Origin of the sequence: Pseudomonas sp. 382 (assembly GCF_002759075.1) — a bacterium.
In the GTDB taxonomy this organism is placed as follows: Bacteria; Pseudomonadota; Gammaproteobacteria; order Pseudomonadales; family Pseudomonadaceae; genus Aquipseudomonas; species Aquipseudomonas vlassakiae.
In genome coordinates this window covers 20,331-38,771 of record NZ_PEMX01000034.1, presented here as the reverse complement: position 1 = coordinate 38,771, position 18,441 = coordinate 20,331, and the positions used below count along the sequence as shown (strand labels likewise).

General features: G+C 63.3%; 17 protein-coding genes. 11 read left to right on the top strand and 6 right to left on the bottom strand.

All coding sequences use genetic code 11. The features are described from left to right. The first annotated feature begins 74 nt into the window (after positions 1–74). Both CQW31_RS25805 and CQW31_RS25800 read left to right on the top strand, forming a co-directional pair. Positions 75–995 (top strand): SMP-30/gluconolactonase/LRE family protein, encoded by a 921-nt coding sequence (locus tag CQW31_RS25805; RefSeq protein WP_099815725.1) that lies wholly within the window; start codon positions 75–77, stop codon positions 993–995. A 45-nt stretch (positions 996–1,040) separates the two neighbouring features. After that, positions 1,041–2,375: an MFS transporter gene (locus CQW31_RS25800; RefSeq protein ID WP_099815724.1), complete on the top strand. Its 1,335-nt coding sequence runs from the start codon at positions 1,041–1,043 to the stop codon at positions 2,373–2,375. Positions 2,376–2,379: 4 nt separating this feature from the next. On the opposite strand, the gene CQW31_RS25795 is transcribed toward CQW31_RS25800, so the two are convergent. Both CQW31_RS25795 and CQW31_RS25790 read right to left on the bottom strand, forming a co-directional pair. Further along, complete coding sequence (locus CQW31_RS25795) at positions 2,380–3,561, bottom strand: MFS transporter (protein WP_099815737.1); 1,182 nt, start codon at positions 3,559–3,561, stop codon at positions 2,380–2,382. A 125-nt stretch (positions 3,562–3,686) separates the two neighbouring features. Beyond that, entirely contained in the window at positions 3,687–4,364 is a 678-nt protein-coding gene (locus CQW31_RS25790) for an RraA family protein (RefSeq protein WP_054887392.1), read from the bottom strand. 225 nt (positions 4,365–4,589) lie between these two features. Between CQW31_RS25790 and CQW31_RS25785 the strand changes: the two genes are divergently transcribed. Both CQW31_RS25785 and CQW31_RS25780 read left to right on the top strand, forming a co-directional pair. Then, positions 4,590–5,567, top strand: coding sequence for a hydroxyacid dehydrogenase (locus tag CQW31_RS25785; RefSeq protein ID WP_054887393.1), 978 nt, complete (start codon positions 4,590–4,592; stop codon positions 5,565–5,567). Positions 5,568–5,648: 81 nt separating this feature from the next. Continuing rightward, the gene (locus tag CQW31_RS25780; RefSeq protein WP_099815723.1) at positions 5,649–6,983 is read left to right on the top strand and encodes an MFS transporter; all 1,335 of its coding nucleotides are present in this window, start codon (positions 5,649–5,651) and stop codon (positions 6,981–6,983) included. A gap of 85 nt (positions 6,984–7,068) precedes the next feature. Here the strand turns inward: CQW31_RS25780 and CQW31_RS25775 are convergent, their stop codons facing one another. The 3 genes from CQW31_RS25775 to CQW31_RS25765 all read right to left on the bottom strand — a co-directional run bounded on the left by CQW31_RS25775 (position 7,069) and on the right by CQW31_RS25765 (position 10,584). Then, a complete protein-coding gene (locus CQW31_RS25775; protein WP_099815722.1) occupies positions 7,069–8,352 on the bottom strand; it encodes an OprD family porin in 1,284 nt (427 codons plus the stop codon). A 72-nt stretch (positions 8,353–8,424) separates the two neighbouring features. Continuing rightward, a complete protein-coding gene (locus CQW31_RS25770; RefSeq protein ID WP_054887396.1) occupies positions 8,425–8,748 on the bottom strand; it encodes a hypothetical protein in 324 nt (107 codons plus the stop codon). Between the two features lie 66 nt (positions 8,749–8,814). Continuing rightward, positions 8,815–10,584 carry a cyanophycinase gene (locus tag CQW31_RS25765; RefSeq protein ID WP_099815721.1) on the bottom strand — a complete coding sequence of 590 codons (1,770 nt, stop codon included), beginning with the start codon at positions 10,582–10,584 and terminating at the stop codon, positions 8,815–8,817. Positions 10,585–10,940: 356 nt separating this feature from the next. Between CQW31_RS25765 and CQW31_RS25760 the strand changes: the two genes are divergently transcribed. From CQW31_RS25760 to CQW31_RS25730, 7 genes are all read left to right on the top strand, one after another. Beyond that, on the top strand, positions 10,941–11,717 hold the full coding sequence (locus tag CQW31_RS25760; protein WP_099815720.1) for an ABC transporter substrate-binding protein: 777 nt from the start codon (positions 10,941–10,943) through the stop codon (positions 11,715–11,717). Positions 11,718–11,728: 11 nt separating this feature from the next. Beyond that, positions 11,729–12,418, top strand: a complete 690-nt coding sequence (locus tag CQW31_RS25755; protein WP_054887399.1) for an ABC transporter permease — start codon at positions 11,729–11,731, stop codon at positions 12,416–12,418. A 9-nt stretch (positions 12,419–12,427) separates the two neighbouring features. Then, positions 12,428–13,123: an ABC transporter permease gene (locus tag CQW31_RS25750; RefSeq protein WP_054887400.1), complete on the top strand. Its 696-nt coding sequence runs from the start codon at positions 12,428–12,430 to the stop codon at positions 13,121–13,123. 9 nt (positions 13,124–13,132) lie between these two features. Further along, a complete protein-coding gene (locus tag CQW31_RS25745; protein WP_099815719.1) occupies positions 13,133–14,245 on the top strand; it encodes a succinylglutamate desuccinylase/aspartoacylase family protein in 1,113 nt (370 codons plus the stop codon). A 19-nt stretch (positions 14,246–14,264) separates the two neighbouring features. Beyond that, positions 14,265–15,032, top strand: a complete 768-nt coding sequence (locus CQW31_RS25740; RefSeq protein ID WP_099815718.1) for an ABC transporter ATP-binding protein — start codon at positions 14,265–14,267, stop codon at positions 15,030–15,032. 119 nt (positions 15,033–15,151) lie between these two features. Further along, the gene (locus CQW31_RS25735; protein ID WP_054887403.1) at positions 15,152–16,078 is read left to right on the top strand and encodes a MurR/RpiR family transcriptional regulator; all 927 of its coding nucleotides are present in this window, start codon (positions 15,152–15,154) and stop codon (positions 16,076–16,078) included. Between the two features lie 187 nt (positions 16,079–16,265). Then, positions 16,266–17,120 carry a LysR family transcriptional regulator gene (locus tag CQW31_RS25730; protein WP_099815717.1) on the top strand — a complete coding sequence of 285 codons (855 nt, stop codon included), beginning with the start codon at positions 16,266–16,268 and terminating at the stop codon, positions 17,118–17,120. Between the two features lie 79 nt (positions 17,121–17,199). Here CQW31_RS25730 and codA read toward each other — a convergent pair whose 3' ends face one another. Beyond that, positions 17,200–18,441, bottom strand: coding sequence for a cytosine deaminase (gene codA / locus CQW31_RS25725; protein WP_054887405.1), 1,242 nt, complete (start codon positions 18,439–18,441; stop codon positions 17,200–17,202).

The following is an 18,441-nucleotide window of genomic DNA, read 5'->3' as shown; positions in this document are numbered from 1 at the left end:
TTGAAATGGCATTGCATTAAACCAAGAACACAACAACCTGGACGCTCACGCGCCCCTTGCCGCCAGGAGCCCTCATGAGTTTTTTCGCTGCCCCACCCACCGTTGAAACCACCGTCTTCACGCGCCTGCCCGAACGCTTCCGCGATCCGCGCCCCACTGCCTGGACCAACGCCAACCGCCAGGGACGCGCAATCGACTCATTCCTCGAGGGCCCGTCTTTCGACCGTCAGGGGCGCTTGTACGTGACCGACATTCCCAACGGGCGCATCTTCCGCATCTCGCCCCAAGGCGAATGGGAACTGATCTGCCAGTACGATGGCTGGCCCAACGGCCTGAAGATTCACCAGGACGGGCGCATCTTCATCACCGACTACAAGCGTGGGATCATGCTGCTCGACCCGCAGACCGGCGCCATCGAGCCGCTGCTGGACTCGGCCGGCTCCGAAGGTTTCAAGGGCGTCAACGACCTGGTGTTCGCGCCAAACGGTGACCTGTACTTCACCGACCAGGGCCAGACTGGCCTGCAGGACGCCACGGGCCGGGTATACAAGCTCGACGCCAAGGGCAACCTGACGTGTCTGCTGGGTACCATTCCCAGCCCCAATGGCATCGTCTACGACCCCCACCTCAACCACCTGCTGGTAGCCGTGACCCGCGCGCAGCAGATCTGGCGCATCCCGCTGGGTAACGGCTCGATCGTCGGCAAGGTGGGCGTTTTCGCGCAGTTGCATGGCGGCCTGGGCGGGCCCGACGGCCTGGCCCTCGATGCGCAGAGCAACCTGTACATCGCCCATACCGGCTTCGGCTCGGTGTGGAAGCTGTCGAAAGTCGCCGAACCGCTGCAACGCATCGTCTCCTGCGCCGGGATCAGCAACACCAACCTGGCCTTCGGTGGCGATGACGGACAGACCCTGTTCATTACCGAATCCGAGACCGGCAGCATTCTGCAGGTCCGTACCGCCACACCCGGGTTGCAGATGTATTCCCACAGCTGAACCCGCGCCTGTCAGCGCACACAACAACTACAAAAGAGTGACGACATGAACCACGATTCCCCTGCAGCCCAGGCGCCGCTCAGCGACGCCGAGGGCGACCGCCTGATGCGCCGCGTGCTGTGGCGCCTGGTGCCGTTCATCTTCATCTGCTACGTGATCAGCTACCTCGATCGCACCAACGTCGGCTTCGCCGCCATCAGCATGAACCAGGACCTGGGGCTGACCGCGACGATGTTCGGCTGGGCGGCCGGCCTGTTCTTCTTCGGCTACTTCATGTTCGAGATCCCCAGCAACCTGCTGATGCAGCGCTTTGGCGCACGGGTGTGGATTGCCCGGATCATGATCACCTGGGGGCTGATTTCCATGGCCACCGCCTTCGCCACCGGCCCCATCAGCTTCAGCATCGCACGGTTCCTGCTGGGGCTTGCCGAAGCAGGCTTCACGCCAGGGGTGTACCTGTACTTCACCTACTGGTTCCCCGGGAAGTGGCGAGCGAAAGCTACCGCAGCGTTCCTGCTGGGCATCCCGGTCGCCAACATCGTCGGCTCGCCACTGTCGGGCTGGCTGATGGAACAGCACGGTGTGTGGGGCCTGAAGAACTGGCAACTGCTACTGGTCACCAAATCGATGCCTGCCGTGTTGCTCGGTATTGCCTGCCTGTTCGTGCTGGTCGATGCCCCGAACAAGGCAAAGTGGCTGAACCCACGGGAAAAGGCCTGGCTGACCCAGCGCCTGTCCCAGGAGCAACAGGCCATTGGCGCCTCCCACGGCAACACACTGCGCGCAGCACTGACCAATCCCAAGGTGTTCACCCTGGCGGCCATCAACTTCTGCTGCATCGTCGGCTCCATCGGCATCGGGCTTTGGCTGCCGCAGATCATCAAGAGCCTGGGTATTTCCAGTGGCGTGGTCGGCCCGGTAGTGGCGCTGCCTTACCTGCTGGGCGCCGTGGCCATGACCTTATGGGCGCGCCTGGCCAACCGCAGCACGCACCGTCTGCCCTACGTGGCCAGCGCACTGGCGTTTGCTGCACTGGCCCTGGTGAGTGCTGCGCTGATCGACCAGCCGCTGCTGAAGATCGCCAGCCTGTGCCTGGCCGTGGCCGGCATCCTGTCTTTCCAGGCAACGTTCTGGGCGATTCCCTCGACCTTCCTCACCGGCCGCGCCGCAGCGGGCGGCCTGGCGCTGATCGTCTCGATCGGCAACCTTGGCGGCTTCACCGGGCCCTTCCTCATCGGCCTGATCAAGGATGCCACGCACAGCTTCACCCTGCCGTTCTTCGCCGTAGCCTCGATCCTGCTGATCGGTACCTGCCTGATGCTCTGGCTGGGTGACCCGGCCAAGCAGCAAACGCCGCAGGGCCAGGGTCAGGCTGCCTGACCGATCAACTGCGGCGACGCATGCCGTACTGCCCCAGCAACCCCAGCACCAGCACCCCACCGGCGATCCCCAAGGTCGCCGGTGCCCCCCAGCGGGCCGCGGCCAGCCCGGCGATCATCCCGCCCAGAGCCTCGAAGCCAAAACGCATGGCGATGTAGAAGGCAATCACCCGGCCACGCAAGTGGCCCGGCGCACCGCTCTGCAGCTGCATGTTGGTGCTGACATTGCTCAGGGTGATGCCAAAACCCAGCAATGCCAGCGCCAGCAACGCCAATGGCAGCATGCCCCCCAGCCATAGGCCGACCAGGGCGACCGCGCACAGCAGCGCCCCGGCGTCGGTGAACTGGCGCAGGCGGGGCAATGCGCCGCCGAACGCCAGCACCAGGGTCGCCGCGAAGGCTCCCGCCCCCGCCGCCCCCCACAACCACCCCAGCACCTGGGCGTCACCGGCAAACACCGCCTTGGCGAGGATCGGCAATAACGCTGCATAGCAGGACGCCAACAGGTTGACCATGATCACGTTGACCAGCAGTTGGCGCACATTGCGGGTCTGCCACATGTAGGCCAGCCCCTCGCGAAACACCTGGGCAGTCGAACCACTGGCCTTTGGGCTGGCGCTACCGCGCACCTTCAGCAAGCCGAACAGCAATGCCAGGAAGGCCAAGGCCGTCAGCGCGAAGCAAGTCGCCTCGCCGGCGAGCGCGATCAGTGCCCCGGCCAATGGCGGGCCGACGAAACGTGCGCCGTTGATCAGCATGGCATTGAGTACCAGCGCATTGGGCAGGTCGGCCGGGTCATCGACGAAACTGCCGATCAAGGCCTGGCGTAACGGTGTTTCCAGGGCGCTCAGCAAACCCAGCAGCAAGGCCATGCCGGCGATGATCGGGCCATCGACCCAGCCCAGCCAGGTAGAGAGCGCCAGCGCAGACGACTGCAGGGTCAGGATCACTTGCACGATGATCAGCAATCGACGTTTGTCGTGCCGGTCGATCCATGCACCGGCCAGCGGGCCAATCAGTAGTTGCGGCGCCAGCGAAAGGAAGGTGATCAGGCCCAGCAGCACGGCCGAACCCGTGAGGTGATAGGCGAGCCAGGCCAACGCCACCTGCTGCACCCACTTGCCAAGGGTGGAAACTCCCTGGCCGGCGAAATAGATCTGGAAATTACGGTGGGCGAGCGCCCGAATGGCCGAAGGCCATTGACTACGATGCGACGACGGTGAATCGGTCAAGTCTGCGAATCCTCATGAGACCCGCGCCAGTCCATCACCTGCTGCGCCCCCCATCGCAAGGTGCGCAGCAGGTTGTTGGGTCAGCCTGGCAGCAGGCAGCCTTTCTTCTTCAAGGACTCAATGACCCAGGAGCGGTCGTTGGTACCTTGGGCAATGTGCTCCATCTGAGCGGTTTCGGCAGCATGCTTGGCCGTGGCACGGGCATAGACGTCGGCAACCTGGTCGTACGGTACGCAGAGCAGGCCGTCTTCATCGCCGATCACCAGGTCGCCCGGCTCGATCACCATACCATCAATGGCAATCGGCACGTTGATCTCGCCCGGGCCGTCCTTGTACGGGCCACGGTGCGACACACCGGCGGCGAACAGCGGGAAGTCGCCCGCACCGATATTGGCCGCATCACGGATCGCGCCGTTGATGACGATGCCCGCCACACCGCGCTTGACGGCGTAGGCCACCATCATTTCGCCGATCAGGGCGTTGGTCAGGTCACCGCCGGCATCAACCACGATCACGTCGCCTGGCTGAGCGATGTCGAGGGCATAGTGCAGCATGAGGTTGTCACCTGGGCGAGCCTTGACGGTGAGGGCCGGGCCGCAAAGCCCCCCTTCGCGGTGCATTGGGCGCAGCCGGGCACCGCCCGCCGTCATGCGGTTCATCGAGTCGCTGACGTTGGCGACCGGAACCTCACGGTAGCGTGCAACCCACTCTTCGCCAATTTTGCGCGTGCGCTCAAGCACTTGGAAGCCAATGCTCATGTGACATACCTCTATTGATGTTATTCGATGTCATCGGCGGCCGCCGAATCTGTTTTTTAGAATGTCATTGCATTATTCCTTTTTCAATCGCTTTTTTTAGCTGCTATTCAAATGGCGACGAGCAGTAAATTTATTTTGTTGCAACGTCGTTTCATTATGGTAGGGTTGATTCCATCGCCGCCCCTGAGCTGCAGCGACTGCCCTGACAATAAAAAGGTGTTCACGATGTCCCGTACCATTCTGATTACCGGCCCCGAACTCGCCGCCGAGGCCATGCAACTTGCCGCCGACCAGGGCATCAGGGTGGTCCCCACCACGCCCTACCTGCCGGCAGAAGAGCTGGTCGCCATCATTCGCGCGGAACAGCCCGATGCCATCGTGGTTCGCCAGGGCAGCCTGACCCGTGCCATGATCGAGGCTTGCACCAAGCTGAAGCTGATCACCAAGCACGGTGTCGGCTTCAACACCATCGATATCCAGGCTGCCGCCGAGCACGGGATACCTGTGTCGATCGCAGTGGGTGCCAACGCACAGTCAGTGGCCGAGCATGCCTTTGCCCTGATGTTCAGCGTCGCCCGCCAGACCGCCCTGCTCGATGCACGCATGCGTGAAGGCCACTGGGACAAGGCATCGGCCAACGGCATCGAGCTGTCCGGCAAGACCTTGGGCCTGGTGGGTCTGGGTTCGATCGGCAGCATTCTGATGGACCTGGTGGCGCCGCTGCGCATGAAGGTCAAGGTGTTCGACCCTTACCTCAAGCAACTGCCGGCACGCGCCCATGTCGAGCGCGAAGAAGATTTCGATCGCCTGCTCGCCGAAAGCGATATCATCAGCCTGCACTGCCCGCTGACCGAGACCAATCACGGCCTGATCGGCGCTGACCAATTGGCACGCATGCGTCCGGGTGCCATCCTCATCAACACTGCCCGTGGCGAGCTGATCGACACTGACGCCCTGGTACAGGCACTCAGCGAGCGTCGCATTGCCGGTGCGGGCCTGGACACCTTCAGCCCCGAGCCGCCACCCGCCGACAGCCCGCTGTGGGGCTTGCCGACCCTGGTCGCCACACCACACGTCGGCGCCAACACCACCGAAGCCCGCGACCGTGTAGCCCTGGTCTGTGTGAGGCAGGTGCTGGATATCCTGGCGGGCAATGCCCTTGATCCGCGTTGCGTGGTCAACCGCCACCTGATCGACAGCTGATTGCAGCCCTCTCGCGCCGCGTTGCGAGAAGCGGCGCCGATACCACGCGTCACTCCAGAAAAACAACAATTGGAGAGCACCATGAATTCAGCTACATCCGTGCCGGACGACCTCGAACGCAGCACCATGCGCCGTGTTGCCTGGCGCCTGCTGCCTTTTCTGATCATCTGCTACCTGATTGCGATCATCGATCGCGGCAACATTGGCATGGCTTCGCTACAGATGAACCAGGACCTGCAGCTCTCAGCCAAGGTCTTCGGTTTCGCCAGCAGCCTGTTCTTCTTCTCTTACTTCCTGGTCGAAGTACCCAGCAACCTGGCCATGCAGCGGTATGGCGCGCGGATCTGGATCGCTCGCATCATGATCACCTGGGGCCTGATCTCCGCCGGCACGGCGTTCGTCCAGGGCGCCAATTCGCTGTACGTGATGCGCTTCCTGCTGGGCGCCGCCGAGGCCGGCTTCTTCCCGGGCGTGCTGCTCTACCTCACCTACTGGCTACCGTCGGCCTACCGTGCGCGCATGGTGGCGCTGTTCATGGTGGCGATCCCGGCCGCCAACTTCATCGGTTCGCCCCTGTCGGGCCTGCTGCTGAGCCTGGATGGCTGGATGGGCATGCGCGGCTGGCACTGGCTGTTCATCCTCGAAGGCATCCCGGCAGTGCTACTGGGCATCGCCTGCCTGTTCGTGCTGACTGACCGCCCTGAACAGGCCAAGTGGCTGAGCGACGAGCAACGCGGCTGGCTCACCCAACGGCTGGCCAGCGAGGCCGCCAAGAAGACCGCCATCGGCCATATCTCGCTGTGGAAACTGCTGCGTCACAAGGATATCTGGGTACTCGCGTTGATCTACTCGGGCGCTTCCGCCGCGGGCAGCACCATGAGCGTGTGGGCGCCGCAACTGCTGAAAACCTTCGGTCTCAGTGCCCTGGAGATCGGCCTGGTCAATGCCATCCCGTATGGCATCGCCTCGGTTGCGATGATCATCTGGGGGCGTAGCTCCGACCGCACCGGTGAGCGCCGCTGGCACACTGCAATGACCATGCTGCTGATCGCCGCAGGCCTGCTGATGACCCTGTTCACCTCCTCGTTGCCGGCCACGGTCGTGATGCTGACAATGGTGCTGGTGGGCGCTTATTCGATGAAGGGGCCGTTCTGGGCACTGGTCTCCGGCTGGCTGTCGTCGTCCACGGCAGCCGCCGGGCTGGCGGCCGTCGGCGCCATGGCCAACCTGATCGGTGGCGGGTTGATGGTCAACGTCTACGGTGCCATCCACGACGCCACCAACAGCTATGCCCTGGCATTGATGCCCCTCGCGACACTGTGCACGCTGGCCGCCATGGGGGTATTGGTGATCGGCCGCAAGCGCCAGCATGAGCAGGCTGAAGCAACCGCCACTGCAAGCGCCAAGCAAGCCTGAGCCTCGGCGCTTTGATGCCTGCCTTCCGCAGGGAACGTGGGCATCGTCTTTTCGATCCTCAGGCAGGCATCCATCGCCCCACGGATTACAGCAAGCTCAGCGGGTACTCCACGATCAGCCGCACTTCATCCAGGTCGTTATCGAATGAAGTGGAACGGTGGGTGGCCTGGCGCAGGCGGAACGAGAGGTCCTTGGCCATGCCGGCCTGGATGACATAGCGGGCTTCCATATCCCGTTCCCAGTGCTTCTGGTCATCTCCCGCCCATCCCGCGAACGGGCCGTTCGGGTCCACCCGGGTACCGTCGATCTGATCGCCCTTCACATACCTGGCCATGAGCGTCAGCCCCGGTACACCGAAGGCCACCAGGTTCAGGTCGTATCTCAACTGCCAGGAGCGCTCGTTGGGGGCGTTGAAGTCCGAGTACTGGACCGAGTTGGCCAGCCAGATCGAATCACCACCGATGTAGTCGAAAAAGTCGTCGCCGCTGATCTTCTGGTACGCCACGCTGAGCTTGTGCGGACCCTGGCTGTAAGCACCCTTGAGCGAATATGCCGTATTGTCCAGTTGCCCCGCCAACGCAGCGCCCTGATCGCGGGTGTTGTAAGCGACCAGGTCGAAGCTCACGGACTGGGTTTCAGCCAGGGGCAGTGTGTAGTAGACGTTGGCGAAATACTGGCGCCAGAGCTCTTCGGCTTGGCTGGCGTAGGCCGCCAGGCTGAGCCTGTCGGTGACGTGGTAGGTGGCACCGATGAAATCAACGCTGCGCGCTTCCACACCTGCGTATTCGGTGGTCAGAGCGCCATCGGCGTTGCTCGAGTCACGTCGGTTGATCGAAGTGAAGTGCCCTCCTTCAACGGACAGCTTCTCGTACTCCTGGCTGGCCAGGTGAACGCCGGTCGCGGTCTCCGGCAGCAGACGCGAATCGCTGGTGGCAAACACCGGGGCGGTGGTGCGTTGCTCGCCATATTTCAAGGTAGTGGACGACACCCGCAGCTTCACCGCACCGCCCAACTCGCCGGTACTGTCTTCTATACGCCCCTCGCTATCCACCGGCAGGATCCCGTTGCCGACGCTTCCGCGTCCACCATCAAGCTTGATGCCGCCATATGCATGCACATCGAAACCCAAGCCCAGCATGCCCGGGGTAAAACCCGACACATAGTGCGCCTGGATACCCTGGTCCCATTCATTCCGGGTGTTGCGCCTGGCATTGCGATAGTCGCGGTGCATCCAGAAGTTGCGGTTGAGCAGGTTCAGCGTGCTGTCTTCGATCAAGCCTTTCGAGGCCTGCTGTTCGCCAGCACCTGCCCACTGGGCGTGAGTAGAGACGAGGGCCACTGCGATCAGGGTCGCTTTCACGGTATTCATTGCTTGCTCCATTGTTCTTGTTATGGGGGTACGTGGCGGCTTGCACCGCCAGTCAGGACAGGCGCATCGGCCCTATGCCAATTGCTCCAGTGAAAATTCGGGTGGGCACGTCCCTTTGCTGATGACCGCCTCCAGGCACAGGGTGGTCGCCGACTCTGCCCAGCAAACGAAATAGCCCTTGGCTTTGGATTGCTTGAGCTTGAACAGCCACTTCAACTCTGCATCGTCGTGCAGGCTCTCCATGCTCGCTGGCAACTGGATGATCGAATAGAAGCCAGCCTTGGTTTGCGTCCGCTCCAGAACCTGGAACGCCGGCTGGGCGATGGCGAAGGCTTTCGGGCTTTGCGGTTGCAGCAATTTTTCCAGGGCGAACGCTTCCAACCTGCTGATTTTCATACAGGACTCTTGTGTGGGTTGACGGAGGGTCGATGCTGCGCCAGGCCAAGCGCGGCCAGGTTCAACTTACAGCGGTTGCAACCCGACGACCTTGGCCAGTACCTGCGCCACTTCGGCCCGGGTTACCGGGGCTCGTGGGTTGAAGCGGCCTTGCTCGGCCTGCAACCAGCCCTCACCCACGGTGAGGGTGGCCGCATCGGCATAGGCTTTGGCCAGGCCACCGATGTCCGACAACGCCGCGGTTCTGCTCAGGCGGATGCCCTGATAACGCTCTACCAGCGCCCGGCAGGCCAGCGCCCATTCCTTGCGGCTGACGAGCTGGTTGACAGAGAAGGGTTCGCTGCTGCTCATCCAGCCGTTGGACAGCACCACGTCGAGTTGATCACGCAGCGGGTGTTCGGCGCCGACATCGGTCAACGCGGGCAACCGGTCCCGCCTGGGCTCCGCGGCCAGCGTCATCTGCAGGGCATTGGCCAGTTCCAGACGGGTGATGGGCCGCCCTGGTTCGAAGGCGTTGCCGGCGTTCAAGGTCATCAGCCCCCTGAAACTGACGGCGCGAATCGCATCGCCGCTGCTCCCCGAGCCGGCGTCGGTCGGCGCGCTGGTTGCGGGCTCGCCGAGGGTGGCATTGACCGGGCGGATATCCAGGCGCACGCCACCCACGCTGTACTGGGTCAGCGCATCGTGCACCTGGCTATAGGCGCTGAAGTCAGGCGTCTTGCTAAACTCGAAACGGTAGCCGTAGTGGTAGCCGTTGAGCGGGTTGTAGCGGGTCATCAGGCCCAGCTGCCGCGAGGCGGTATTATCCGCCAGACCATAGATCACCGCCCGGTCGATCGCCGAAACGCCCGAAAGGTCTGTAATCAGCTGATTGCCCGACAGGTATTCGCTACCGGCCTGAATGACTGCCTTGCCTGGGGCGGGCTGCACCTTGCCGCTGGCAAGGTCATAGCGATCGCCATGGCTGAGCATGGCCAAGCGCACATTGCTAAGCCGTGTGCCATACAGGCCGAAGGATTTCTCTGCCTGGCGGGTGTCCATCACGGTCAGATAGCCCTCGCCCAGCACCTGTACCTGCCCTTGAGGGTTGACCCACATCGCGGTGTTGGTGTCCAGGCCGAACCCGCGGTTGAGCGTGCCCCCGGTGAGGTAGGCTGCCATGCGCGCGACACGCCCGGTGCTGGTTTCCTCGATCTGATCGAGGTGCTGATCGATCACACCACCTTTGAACAGGCCGGCACCCTTGAGCAACGCCGTGCCGCGCTGGTCAGCTTTGCTGGCCACGCCGAAGTCCAGGGTATCCATCACGACGCCGAAAGCGGTTGGCATCCGTCCCCCCAGAACGCTGGCACCGGCGCTGGTGCCGCCGACCACGCCACCGCGGTCATAGACGCTGCGCACAGCCTGCATCAGCAGCGACGGGGAGCCATCGGCGTTGAACAGGGCGCGGGCGATCCGGGCCTGGTCGCCACCGACAAACCACACGCCGCTGGCACCGCGCAGCGGTTCGACCACTGCGGCATCGTTCATGGTTCGCTGGTAGTTGAGCTTGTCGACCCCCACGATACTGATGCGCTTCGCGGCAACCCCTAGGGCAACCAGTTCCGCCATGAAGCGATTGCTCGAGCTCAGGCTGCCGCTGGCCGTCGGGACGATGACGATGCGGGCGTCCTGACGACCACCGGCGAGTTCGATGAACTTGTCATAGACCGGAAGGTTGCTGGCACGCAGCATACCGCCCACGGCCAGCAAGTTGCCTTCAGCCAGGGCGGCCGGACTGGCACAGGAAAGCATCAGGGCGGCGATCATTGCCCCCGCGTTCAACGGTGTGTTCATGGATTGTCGCTCTTGTTATGGAAATTCGTGCGAGCCGGCTGGCAGCGCGCCATGGAAAAATATTCTCCAAATTCTATTTTTTGAAAATTTATATATCAGCACAGGCATGTCTTCAAGCGTTGCGCGCTGGCGTGCCCCCGACGCGTGCCAGGACAAAAACGTGAGAACGACCGGCAAGGCACGCGCTAGAGGCTTCTCGACCTGAAGAGGCAATAGAGAGGTAGATAATTTATTTTCACGAATATAGATTTCTGAAAAAAATAATGTCATAAATCTGCACACCAACGGCTCAGGTAACGCCATCGCCCAGGCGACCTGCGCGCACACCCAATCCGCCCCAGCTAGGAGTCAACAAGATGAACAAGATCGTACTTCTCGGCGCGCTGGCACTCAGCGCCGTCAGTGGCATCACCGCCGCCAGCGACGATACCCTGCGCATCGGTATCGAAGCGGCCTATCCGCCCTTCGCCTTCAAGACCCCGGAAGGCAAGATCAGCGGTTTCGACTATGACATCGGCAATGCCCTGTGCGCAGAAATGAAGGTCAGATGCGAGTGGGTCGAGCAAGAGTTCGACGGGCTGATCCCTTCGCTGAAGGTGCGCAAGATCGATGCGGTACTGTCATCGATGTCGATTACCGAGGACCGTTTGAAGTCGGTGGACTTCAGCAAGAAGTACTATCAGACGCCTGGCAAGCTGGCGATGAAGGCCGGCAGCGTGGTGAACGATCCGTTGGTGGACCTCAAGGGCAAGAAGGTGGGCGTACAGCGCGCATCGACCTACGACCGATTCGCCTCTGACCAGTTCGAACCCGCCGGCATCGAGGTGGTGCGCTACGCCTCGCAGAACGAAGCCTTCCTCGACCTGGCCGCGGGCCGACTGGACGCGACACTGGCAGACATCGTGAACACCAGCGAAGGCTTCATCAAGACCCCCATCAGCAAAGGCTTCGCTTTGGTCGGCCCAGACTTCAACGACCCACGTTACTTCGGCAAGGGGGCAGGCATTGCCGTGCGCAAGGGTGACAGCGACCACGCCGCCCGCCTCAACGCAGCCATTGACGCGGTTCGCGCCAACGGCACCTATCAGCAGGTACAGGCGAAGTACTTTGCGTTCGACATCTACGGCAAGTAAGAGGCCCGACCATGCTCCACGGCTACGGCCCGACCATTCTCCAGGGGGCTTGGCTGACGCTGAGTCTGGCCCTGATTTCCATGACAGTGGCGATCGCCCTCGGCTTGCTGGGCGCGACATGCCGCCTGTCGCCCTTGAAGTGGCTGGCCGTGCTTGGCGAAAGCTACGCCACGGTCATCCGCGGCATACCTGACCTGGTACTGATCCTGCTGATCTTCTACGGCGGCCAGGACCTGATCAATCGTGTCGCGCCGCTGCTCGGTCATCCTCGCTACATCGATATCAACCCGTTCATCGCAGGGGTCTGCACGATGGGCTTCATCTTCGGTGCCTATCTTTCGGAAACGTTCCGCGGTGCTTTCATGGCCATCCCCAGAGGGCAGGCCGAAGCCGGCGCGGCCTATGGGATGACAGGCATGCAGGTCTTTAGGCGAGTGCTGCTGCCGCAGATGGTCCGCTTCGCCCTGCCCGGCTTCACCAACAATTGGCTGGTGCTGACCAAGGCCACGGCACTGATATCGCTGATTGGCCTGCAGGACATGATGTTCAAGGCCAAGAGCGCGGCCGACGCTACCCACGAACCATTCACCTTCTTCCTGACCGTTGCCGCGTTGTACCTGACGCTCACCAGCGTATCGCTGCTCATCCTGCGCCTGGTGGAAAAGCGCTACAGCGTCGGCACCCGTCTGGCCGAACTTTGAGGACGCTCCATGCTGGACTTCAAGCTGATCGCCGACAGCCTGCCGCTCTTTGCAGGCGGTGTGCTAGTGACCTTCAAACTGCTGCTGATTGCCCTCGCCGCAGGCCTGGCGCTGGCCATCCCGCTGGCGCTGTTGCGCGTATCGCGCCAGCCATGGCTCAGCGCCCCGGCATGGCTGTATACCTACGTCATTCGTGGCACCCCCATGCTGGTGCAGCTGTTTCTCATCTACTACGGCCTGGCGCAGTTCGAGGCAGTGCGCACCAGCGTGCTGTGGCCATACCTTTCCAGCGCCACCTTCTGCGCCTGCCTGGCGTTCGCCATCAACACCAGTGCCTACAGTGCCGAGATTCTCGCCGGCAGCCTGAGGGCCACACCGCCTGGCGAGATCGAAGCGGCCCATGCCATGGGCATGCCACGCATTACCCTGTACCGCCGGATCCTGCTGCCGTCTTCGCTGCGCCGTGCACTGCCGCAGTACAGCAATGAAGTCGTCATGATGTTGCACACAACCTCGCTCGCCTCGATCGTCACCTTGGTCGACATCACCGGTGTGGCCAGGACCGTCAGCTCGCGTTACTACATGCCGTTCGAGGCCTTCGTCACTGCCGGGCTGTTCTACCTGTGCCTGACCTTGATCCTGGTGCGCCTTTTCAAACTGGCAGAAGGCCGCTGGCTGGCCCACCTGGCCCCGCGCAAGAACTGAGAGATCTACATGGAACATATTCAACACACCCTGCCCTGGAGCAGCGCTGGCATGGAACGTCGGGTCTCGGTGTTCCGCTTTGGCAGTGGCTCGCGCAAGGCTTACATTCAGGCAGCCCTGCATGCCGATGAACTTCCCGGCATGCGCGTCGCAGCGGAGCTCAAGCAGCGCCTGCTCGAACTGGAACGCCAAGGCCGCCTGGCTGGCGTGATCGAGCTGGTGCCGGTAGCCAACCCGATCGGCCTGGGGCAGGTTTTTCAGGCCACTCACCAGGGGCGCTTCGACCTGGCCAGCGGGCACAACTTCAACCGCGACTTTCCTGCTTTGGCAGCACTGATCGCACCACAGCTCGAAGGCCGTCTGGGTAACGATGCGCGGCACAACATCGCGTTGGTTCGCCGCCTGATGCGTGAGGCCATCAGCGCGATGCCGCCCGCGGCCTCGGCACTCGAAGGCCTGCGCCGGATACTGCTGCTACAGGCCTGCGACGCAGACGTGGTGCTCGACCTGCATTGCGACTTTGAGTCGGTCGTGCTGCTGTACGCTCTGCCCCAGCTCTGGCCAGCCCTGAAACCGCTGGCTGCGCGCCTGGACGCGGGCGCGGTGTTGCTGGCCGAGGACAGCGGCGGCAGCTCGTTCGATGAAGCCTGTGCCCTGCCCTGGCTGCGCCTGGCAGAACAGTTCGGGCACGCCCGCATCCCACTGGCCTGTGTCGCCACCACGGTCGAACTGCGCGGCATGGCCGATACCGACCGCCCCCAGGTGCAGCACAGTGCCGAAGCCATATTGGGCTTTCTGGCCGATCAGGGTCTGCTCAGCGGCGATTGGCCCGCCGCGCCTTCGACATGCTGTGACGCCACCCCGTTCTCCGGCGCGCAGTACGCCTGTGCGCCGCACCCGGGCGTGGTGAGTTTCCTGCAGCCCCTGGGCAAGCGGGTCGCTGCAGGCGATCCCTTGTTCGAGGTGATCGACCCTATCAGCGACCAGCACTCCGTGGTACACGCCACCACCGCCGGAATCCTCTACGCCCGCGAGCGCTTGCGCTACGCCCAGCCCGGGCTGTGGCTGGCCAAGGTCGCCGGCGCACACCCGTTGCGCCATGGCCGCCTGCTTACCGACTGACAACAAGAGAGCCCCTGCCATGTACACCTTGCAAATCGAAGACCTGCATAAACGCTACGGTACCCACGACGTGCTCAAGGGCGTTTCCCTGAAAGCCAAGGCCGGTGATGTCACCAGCATCATCGGCTCCAGCGGCTCGGGCAAGAGCACCTTCCTGCGCTGCATCAACCTGCTGGAAGAACCACACGGCGGGCGCATCCTGCTCAACAACGAGGAGTTGCAACTGGCGCGGCACAGGTCCCGTGGTACTCTCAGCGCCACGGACAGCAGGCAGCTGCAACGCGTGCGCTCACGCCTGTCGATGGTCTTCCAGCATTTCAATTTGTGGTCACATATGACAGCGCTGGAAAACGTCATGGAAGCGCCGGTGCACGTGCTGGGTGTGGGCAGGAAAGAAGCCCGCGAACGGGCCGAGCACTATCTGGCGAAAGTCGGCGTTGGCCATCGCCAAGCCGCCTACCCTGGCCACATGAGCGGTGGAGAGCAACAGCGTGTGGCGATCGCCCGCGCCCTGGCCATGGAGCCGGAGGTCATGCTGTTCGACGAACCGACGTCGGCGCTGGACCCGGAGCTGGTGGGCGAGGTGCTCAAGGTCATGCGCGACCTTGCCCGGGAAGGTCGCACCATGGTGGTGGTCACCCACGAGATGGGCTTTGCCCGGGAAGTGTCCAACCAGCTGCTGTTCCTTCACCAGGGCCGCGTGGAGGAAAGCGGCTGCCCGCGTGAACTGTTGGCCCGGCCCAGCTCCGAGCGCCTGCAGCAGTTTCTGGCCGGCAGCCTGAAGTAGGTTGTGGCATGCCGCCCTGCAGGGCGCTACATTCGCGCCCTCCTTGGGATACACTGCGGTCTTTGCCATGACCGCCTCGACCAGGCGCGTACGCCCATTCCTCCAACGTGCCGACCCCAATGCCGACATCTGCCAAGAACCTGACCATCTACGCTGCGCCGGTGATGCGCAAGCTGGCGGAGGCCGCCCCCCACCTGCAACCTTCGCTGCGCAAGGTGGCAGACTTCATCCTGCGTCATCCTTTGAAAGCGGCGACGCTGACCATCGAGGAGATGGCCGTTGAAACCTGCACCTCGGCGGCCGCCGTCAACCGCCTGGCCAAAGCCATCGACATGGGCGGCTATACCGGGCTGAAAGCCGAGCTGGTGAGCACCCTGCAACAGATGGTGTCGCCGGTGGACAAGCTGCGCAATGAACTGGCACAACGCCCGGACGGCACCTTTGGCCTGCACGAGCAGGTACAGATCGCCACCGGCAACCTGCACACCACCGGCAGCAACAACACCGCCGACACCTTCGAAGCGTTTGTCCGTTGCCTGACCCAAGCCCGCAAGATCTACATACTCGGCTTTGGCAACAGCGCATACATGGCCGGCCTCGCCGCAGCCAACCTGGTGCCATTCTGCGCCGATGCCACGGCGGTGAGCATGGAAGGTGGCAACGAGAACGCCGCTTACCGCCTGGCGTCCATCACCAGACAGGATGTATTGCTGTCGATTTCCCTGCCGCGCTACTCGCTCGACACGTTGCAGCTGTCGCGCTTTGCCAGCGAACGCGGGGCAACCGTGCTGGCGATAACCGATTCGCCCGCCTCGCCCTTGGCCAGCATCGCCGAGCATGTGCTGTTTGCCCCGGCCGACCACCCTGTGCTGATCAGTTCCAACGGCGCCGTACTGGCCCTTATCGAAGCACTGGTCGCCGGGGTGATGGCCCGCAACACTGAAGCGGTGCAATTGGCGTCCGAATTGACCGAAAGCGTAATGTCCTATCTGCACATGCCAGGCAAAGACAAACCCGTACGAAAACCGGCCAAAGGACGCAGCTGAGGGCAGCATCGCTGTACGATCGATTGCAGATCATGGGCGGCTGCGTCAGTCAGCGGTGAATGCTTGCGCAAGCCGATGCGGATCCAAGTCACCCAGGGCGCCGCACAGCTGCCTCGGCGCATGCTTGCCTTGCACATTGACAGGATCGATACTCATGGCCCTGTGTCCATAGCATTTATCGATATCCATGCGCTACTCACCTGAAGCCCTCGTCGCCTTCGTCGAGGCCGCCGCCCTTGGTTCGTTCTCCGCGGCTGCGCGCAAGCTGCGCAAAAGCCAGTCGACCATCAGCATCGCCATCGCCAACTTCGAAGCCGACATCGGTTGCCCGCTGTTCGACCGTGCCGGCCGCCACCCCACGCTCAATGCTGCCGGCCATCAAGTGCTGACCCACGTCGAGGCGATCCTCGATGCCAGCGCCAAACTGGATGCCTTGGCCGTGCGCCTGGCTGACCAGGTCGAACCGCTGGTGTCAGTGGTGATGTCGGACAGTTACAGCGTCACCTTCCAGGGCGCGTCGATGGGCCGCTTCGCCGAGCATTACCCGCACACCGAACTGCGCTGCGGCCCCTCGGAAGACGCCGACGTGATAGACCTCGTGCAGCAAGGCCTGGCGCATATCGGCATCCTCGCCGCACAGGACCGTTACCCGGCCGATGTCAGCGTGGCACGCCTGCCCGAGCAGGCGGAGTTCTGTTTGTATGCCAGCAGCGAACACCCGCTGGCGAAGCTGCCGGCGCTACAGCCAGAGCACCTGGAGAACGCGCGCCAGCTGTACATCAAGACCTACGCCGCAAGCCTGCCCCATGGCCACGGCCAGGCCTGGTCGGCACCGGACTACCTGACCTTGCTGGAGTTCGCCGTGCGCGGCTTCGGCTGGGCCGAACTGCCCAAGGCGCTGGTGGCGCGCTTCGGCAGTGGCCTGGTGGAGCTGCCCATGGCCGGCTACCCGCGGCGGGTGGCCATGGATGTGGCCTGGTCGCGCCAGCGGGCGCTGGGGCCCGCCGGGCAGTGGTTGGTGGGGCAACTGCTGCGGCGCTAGGCGCTCTCCCCGAAGACCAGGGCGCTGTTTCACGCTGGCTGGTATCAGTATTCGCGGTACTGATCTGCGGCGCGAGCCGTCAGGCAAGCCGTTCGACCTGCGCCGGCGTGCGGCGCATCAATACCTTGCCGTTGCGCACCGACACCAGCGCATGGCCCTGGCTACGAACCATCTCGTAGTCATCCGGCGCCGACAGCAGCAGCAGGTTGGCCGGCCTCCCGACCTCGATGCCATAGCGCTCGCCGAGGTTGAGGGTGCGGGCGCTGTTGTCGGTGATCAGGTCCAGGCTGCGTTGCAGGTCTTCGTAGCCAAGCATGTGGCAGATGTGCAGCCCGGCTTCGAGAATGCGCAGGATATTGCCGTTGCCCAGCGGGTACCACGGGTCGACGATGGAGTCCTGGCCAAAGCACACGTTCATCCCGGCCCGGTCGATCTCGGCCACGCGGGTCAACCCGCGGCGCTTGGGGTAGCCGTCGAAGCGCCCTTGCAGGTGGATGCTTTCGGTGGGGCACGAGACGAAGTTGATCCCCGACATCTTCAGCAGGCGGAACAGCTTGTAGCAGTAGGCGTTGTCGTAGGAGCCCATGGCCACGGTGTGGCTGGCCGTGACCCGCGCGCCCATGCCGCGCACCCGTGCTTCTTCGGCCAGCACTTCGAGGAAGCGCGACTGCGGGTCGTCGGTCTCATCGCAATGCACGTCCACCAGGCAGCCGGTGCGCTCGGCCAGGTCCATGAGGAACTTGATCGACGCCACGCCCTGGTCGCGGGTGTTCTCGAAATGCGGAATGCCGCCAACCACATCGGCGCCCATGGCCACCGCTTCGGTCATCAGCGCCCGGCCATTGGCGTATGACTCGATGCCCTCCTGAGGGAACGCGACGATCTGCAGGTCGACCAGGTCGCGCACCTCGTCGCGCACCTCGACCATGGCCTTGAGTGCGGTCAGCTTGGGGTCGGTGACGTCGACATGGGTGCGCACGTGCTGGATGCCATGGTCCACCAGCATGCCGATGGTCTTCTTGGCGCGGGTCTTGATGTCGTCGTGGGTGGTGATTTCCTTGCGCTCGGCCCAGCGTTCGATGCCTTCGAACAAGGTGCCACTCATGTTCCACTTCGGCTCGCCCGCCGTGAGGGTGGCGTCGAGGTGGATGTGCGGCTCGACGAAGGGCGCCACTACCAGGTTCTGCCGAGCGTCCAGGTCAGCCGCGCTGGCCAGTACGGCCACGTCAGCCTGCGGCGCGATGGCGGCGATGCGCTCGCCGTCCAGCTCGATGCGGAACAGGCCGGGCTTGCCACGCAGGCGGGCATTGATGATGTTCAT

What these genes read in the sequence shown, in the direction of transcription:
- CQW31_RS25805 (WP_099815725.1), top strand. Translation starts at nt 75, where the DNA reads ATGAGTTTTTTCGCTGCCCCACCCACCGTTGAAACCACCGTCTTCACG.
- CQW31_RS25800 (WP_099815724.1), top strand. Translation starts at nt 1,041, where the DNA reads ATGAACCACGATTCCCCTGCAGCCCAGGCGCCGCTCAGCGACGCCGAG.
- CQW31_RS25790 (WP_054887392.1), bottom strand. Translation starts at nt 4,364, where the DNA reads ATGAGCATTGGCTTCCAAGTGCTTGAGCGCACGCGCAAAATTGGCGAA.
- CQW31_RS25785 (WP_054887393.1), top strand. Translation starts at nt 4,590, where the DNA reads ATGTCCCGTACCATTCTGATTACCGGCCCCGAACTCGCCGCCGAGGCC.
- CQW31_RS25780 (WP_099815723.1), top strand. Translation starts at nt 5,649, where the DNA reads ATGAATTCAGCTACATCCGTGCCGGACGACCTCGAACGCAGCACCATG.
- CQW31_RS25775 (WP_099815722.1), bottom strand. Translation starts at nt 8,352, where the DNA reads ATGAATACCGTGAAAGCGACCCTGATCGCAGTGGCCCTCGTCTCTACT.
- CQW31_RS25770 (WP_054887396.1), bottom strand. Translation starts at nt 8,748, where the DNA reads ATGAAAATCAGCAGGTTGGAAGCGTTCGCCCTGGAAAAATTGCTGCAA.
- CQW31_RS25765 (WP_099815721.1), bottom strand. Translation starts at nt 10,584, where the DNA reads ATGAACACACCGTTGAACGCGGGGGCAATGATCGCCGCCCTGATGCTT.
- CQW31_RS25760 (WP_099815720.1), top strand. Translation starts at nt 10,941, where the DNA reads ATGAACAAGATCGTACTTCTCGGCGCGCTGGCACTCAGCGCCGTCAGT.
- CQW31_RS25755 (WP_054887399.1), top strand. Translation starts at nt 11,729, where the DNA reads ATGCTCCACGGCTACGGCCCGACCATTCTCCAGGGGGCTTGGCTGACG.
- CQW31_RS25750 (WP_054887400.1), top strand. Translation starts at nt 12,428, where the DNA reads ATGCTGGACTTCAAGCTGATCGCCGACAGCCTGCCGCTCTTTGCAGGC.
- CQW31_RS25745 (WP_099815719.1), top strand. Translation starts at nt 13,133, where the DNA reads ATGGAACATATTCAACACACCCTGCCCTGGAGCAGCGCTGGCATGGAA.
- CQW31_RS25740 (WP_099815718.1), top strand. Translation starts at nt 14,265, where the DNA reads ATGTACACCTTGCAAATCGAAGACCTGCATAAACGCTACGGTACCCAC.
- CQW31_RS25735 (WP_054887403.1), top strand. Translation starts at nt 15,152, where the DNA reads ATGCCGACATCTGCCAAGAACCTGACCATCTACGCTGCGCCGGTGATG.
- CQW31_RS25730 (WP_099815717.1), top strand. Translation starts at nt 16,266, where the DNA reads ATGCGCTACTCACCTGAAGCCCTCGTCGCCTTCGTCGAGGCCGCCGCC.
- codA (WP_054887405.1), bottom strand. Translation starts at nt 18,441, where the DNA reads ATGAACATCATCAATGCCCGCCTGCGTGGCAAGCCCGGCCTGTTCCGC.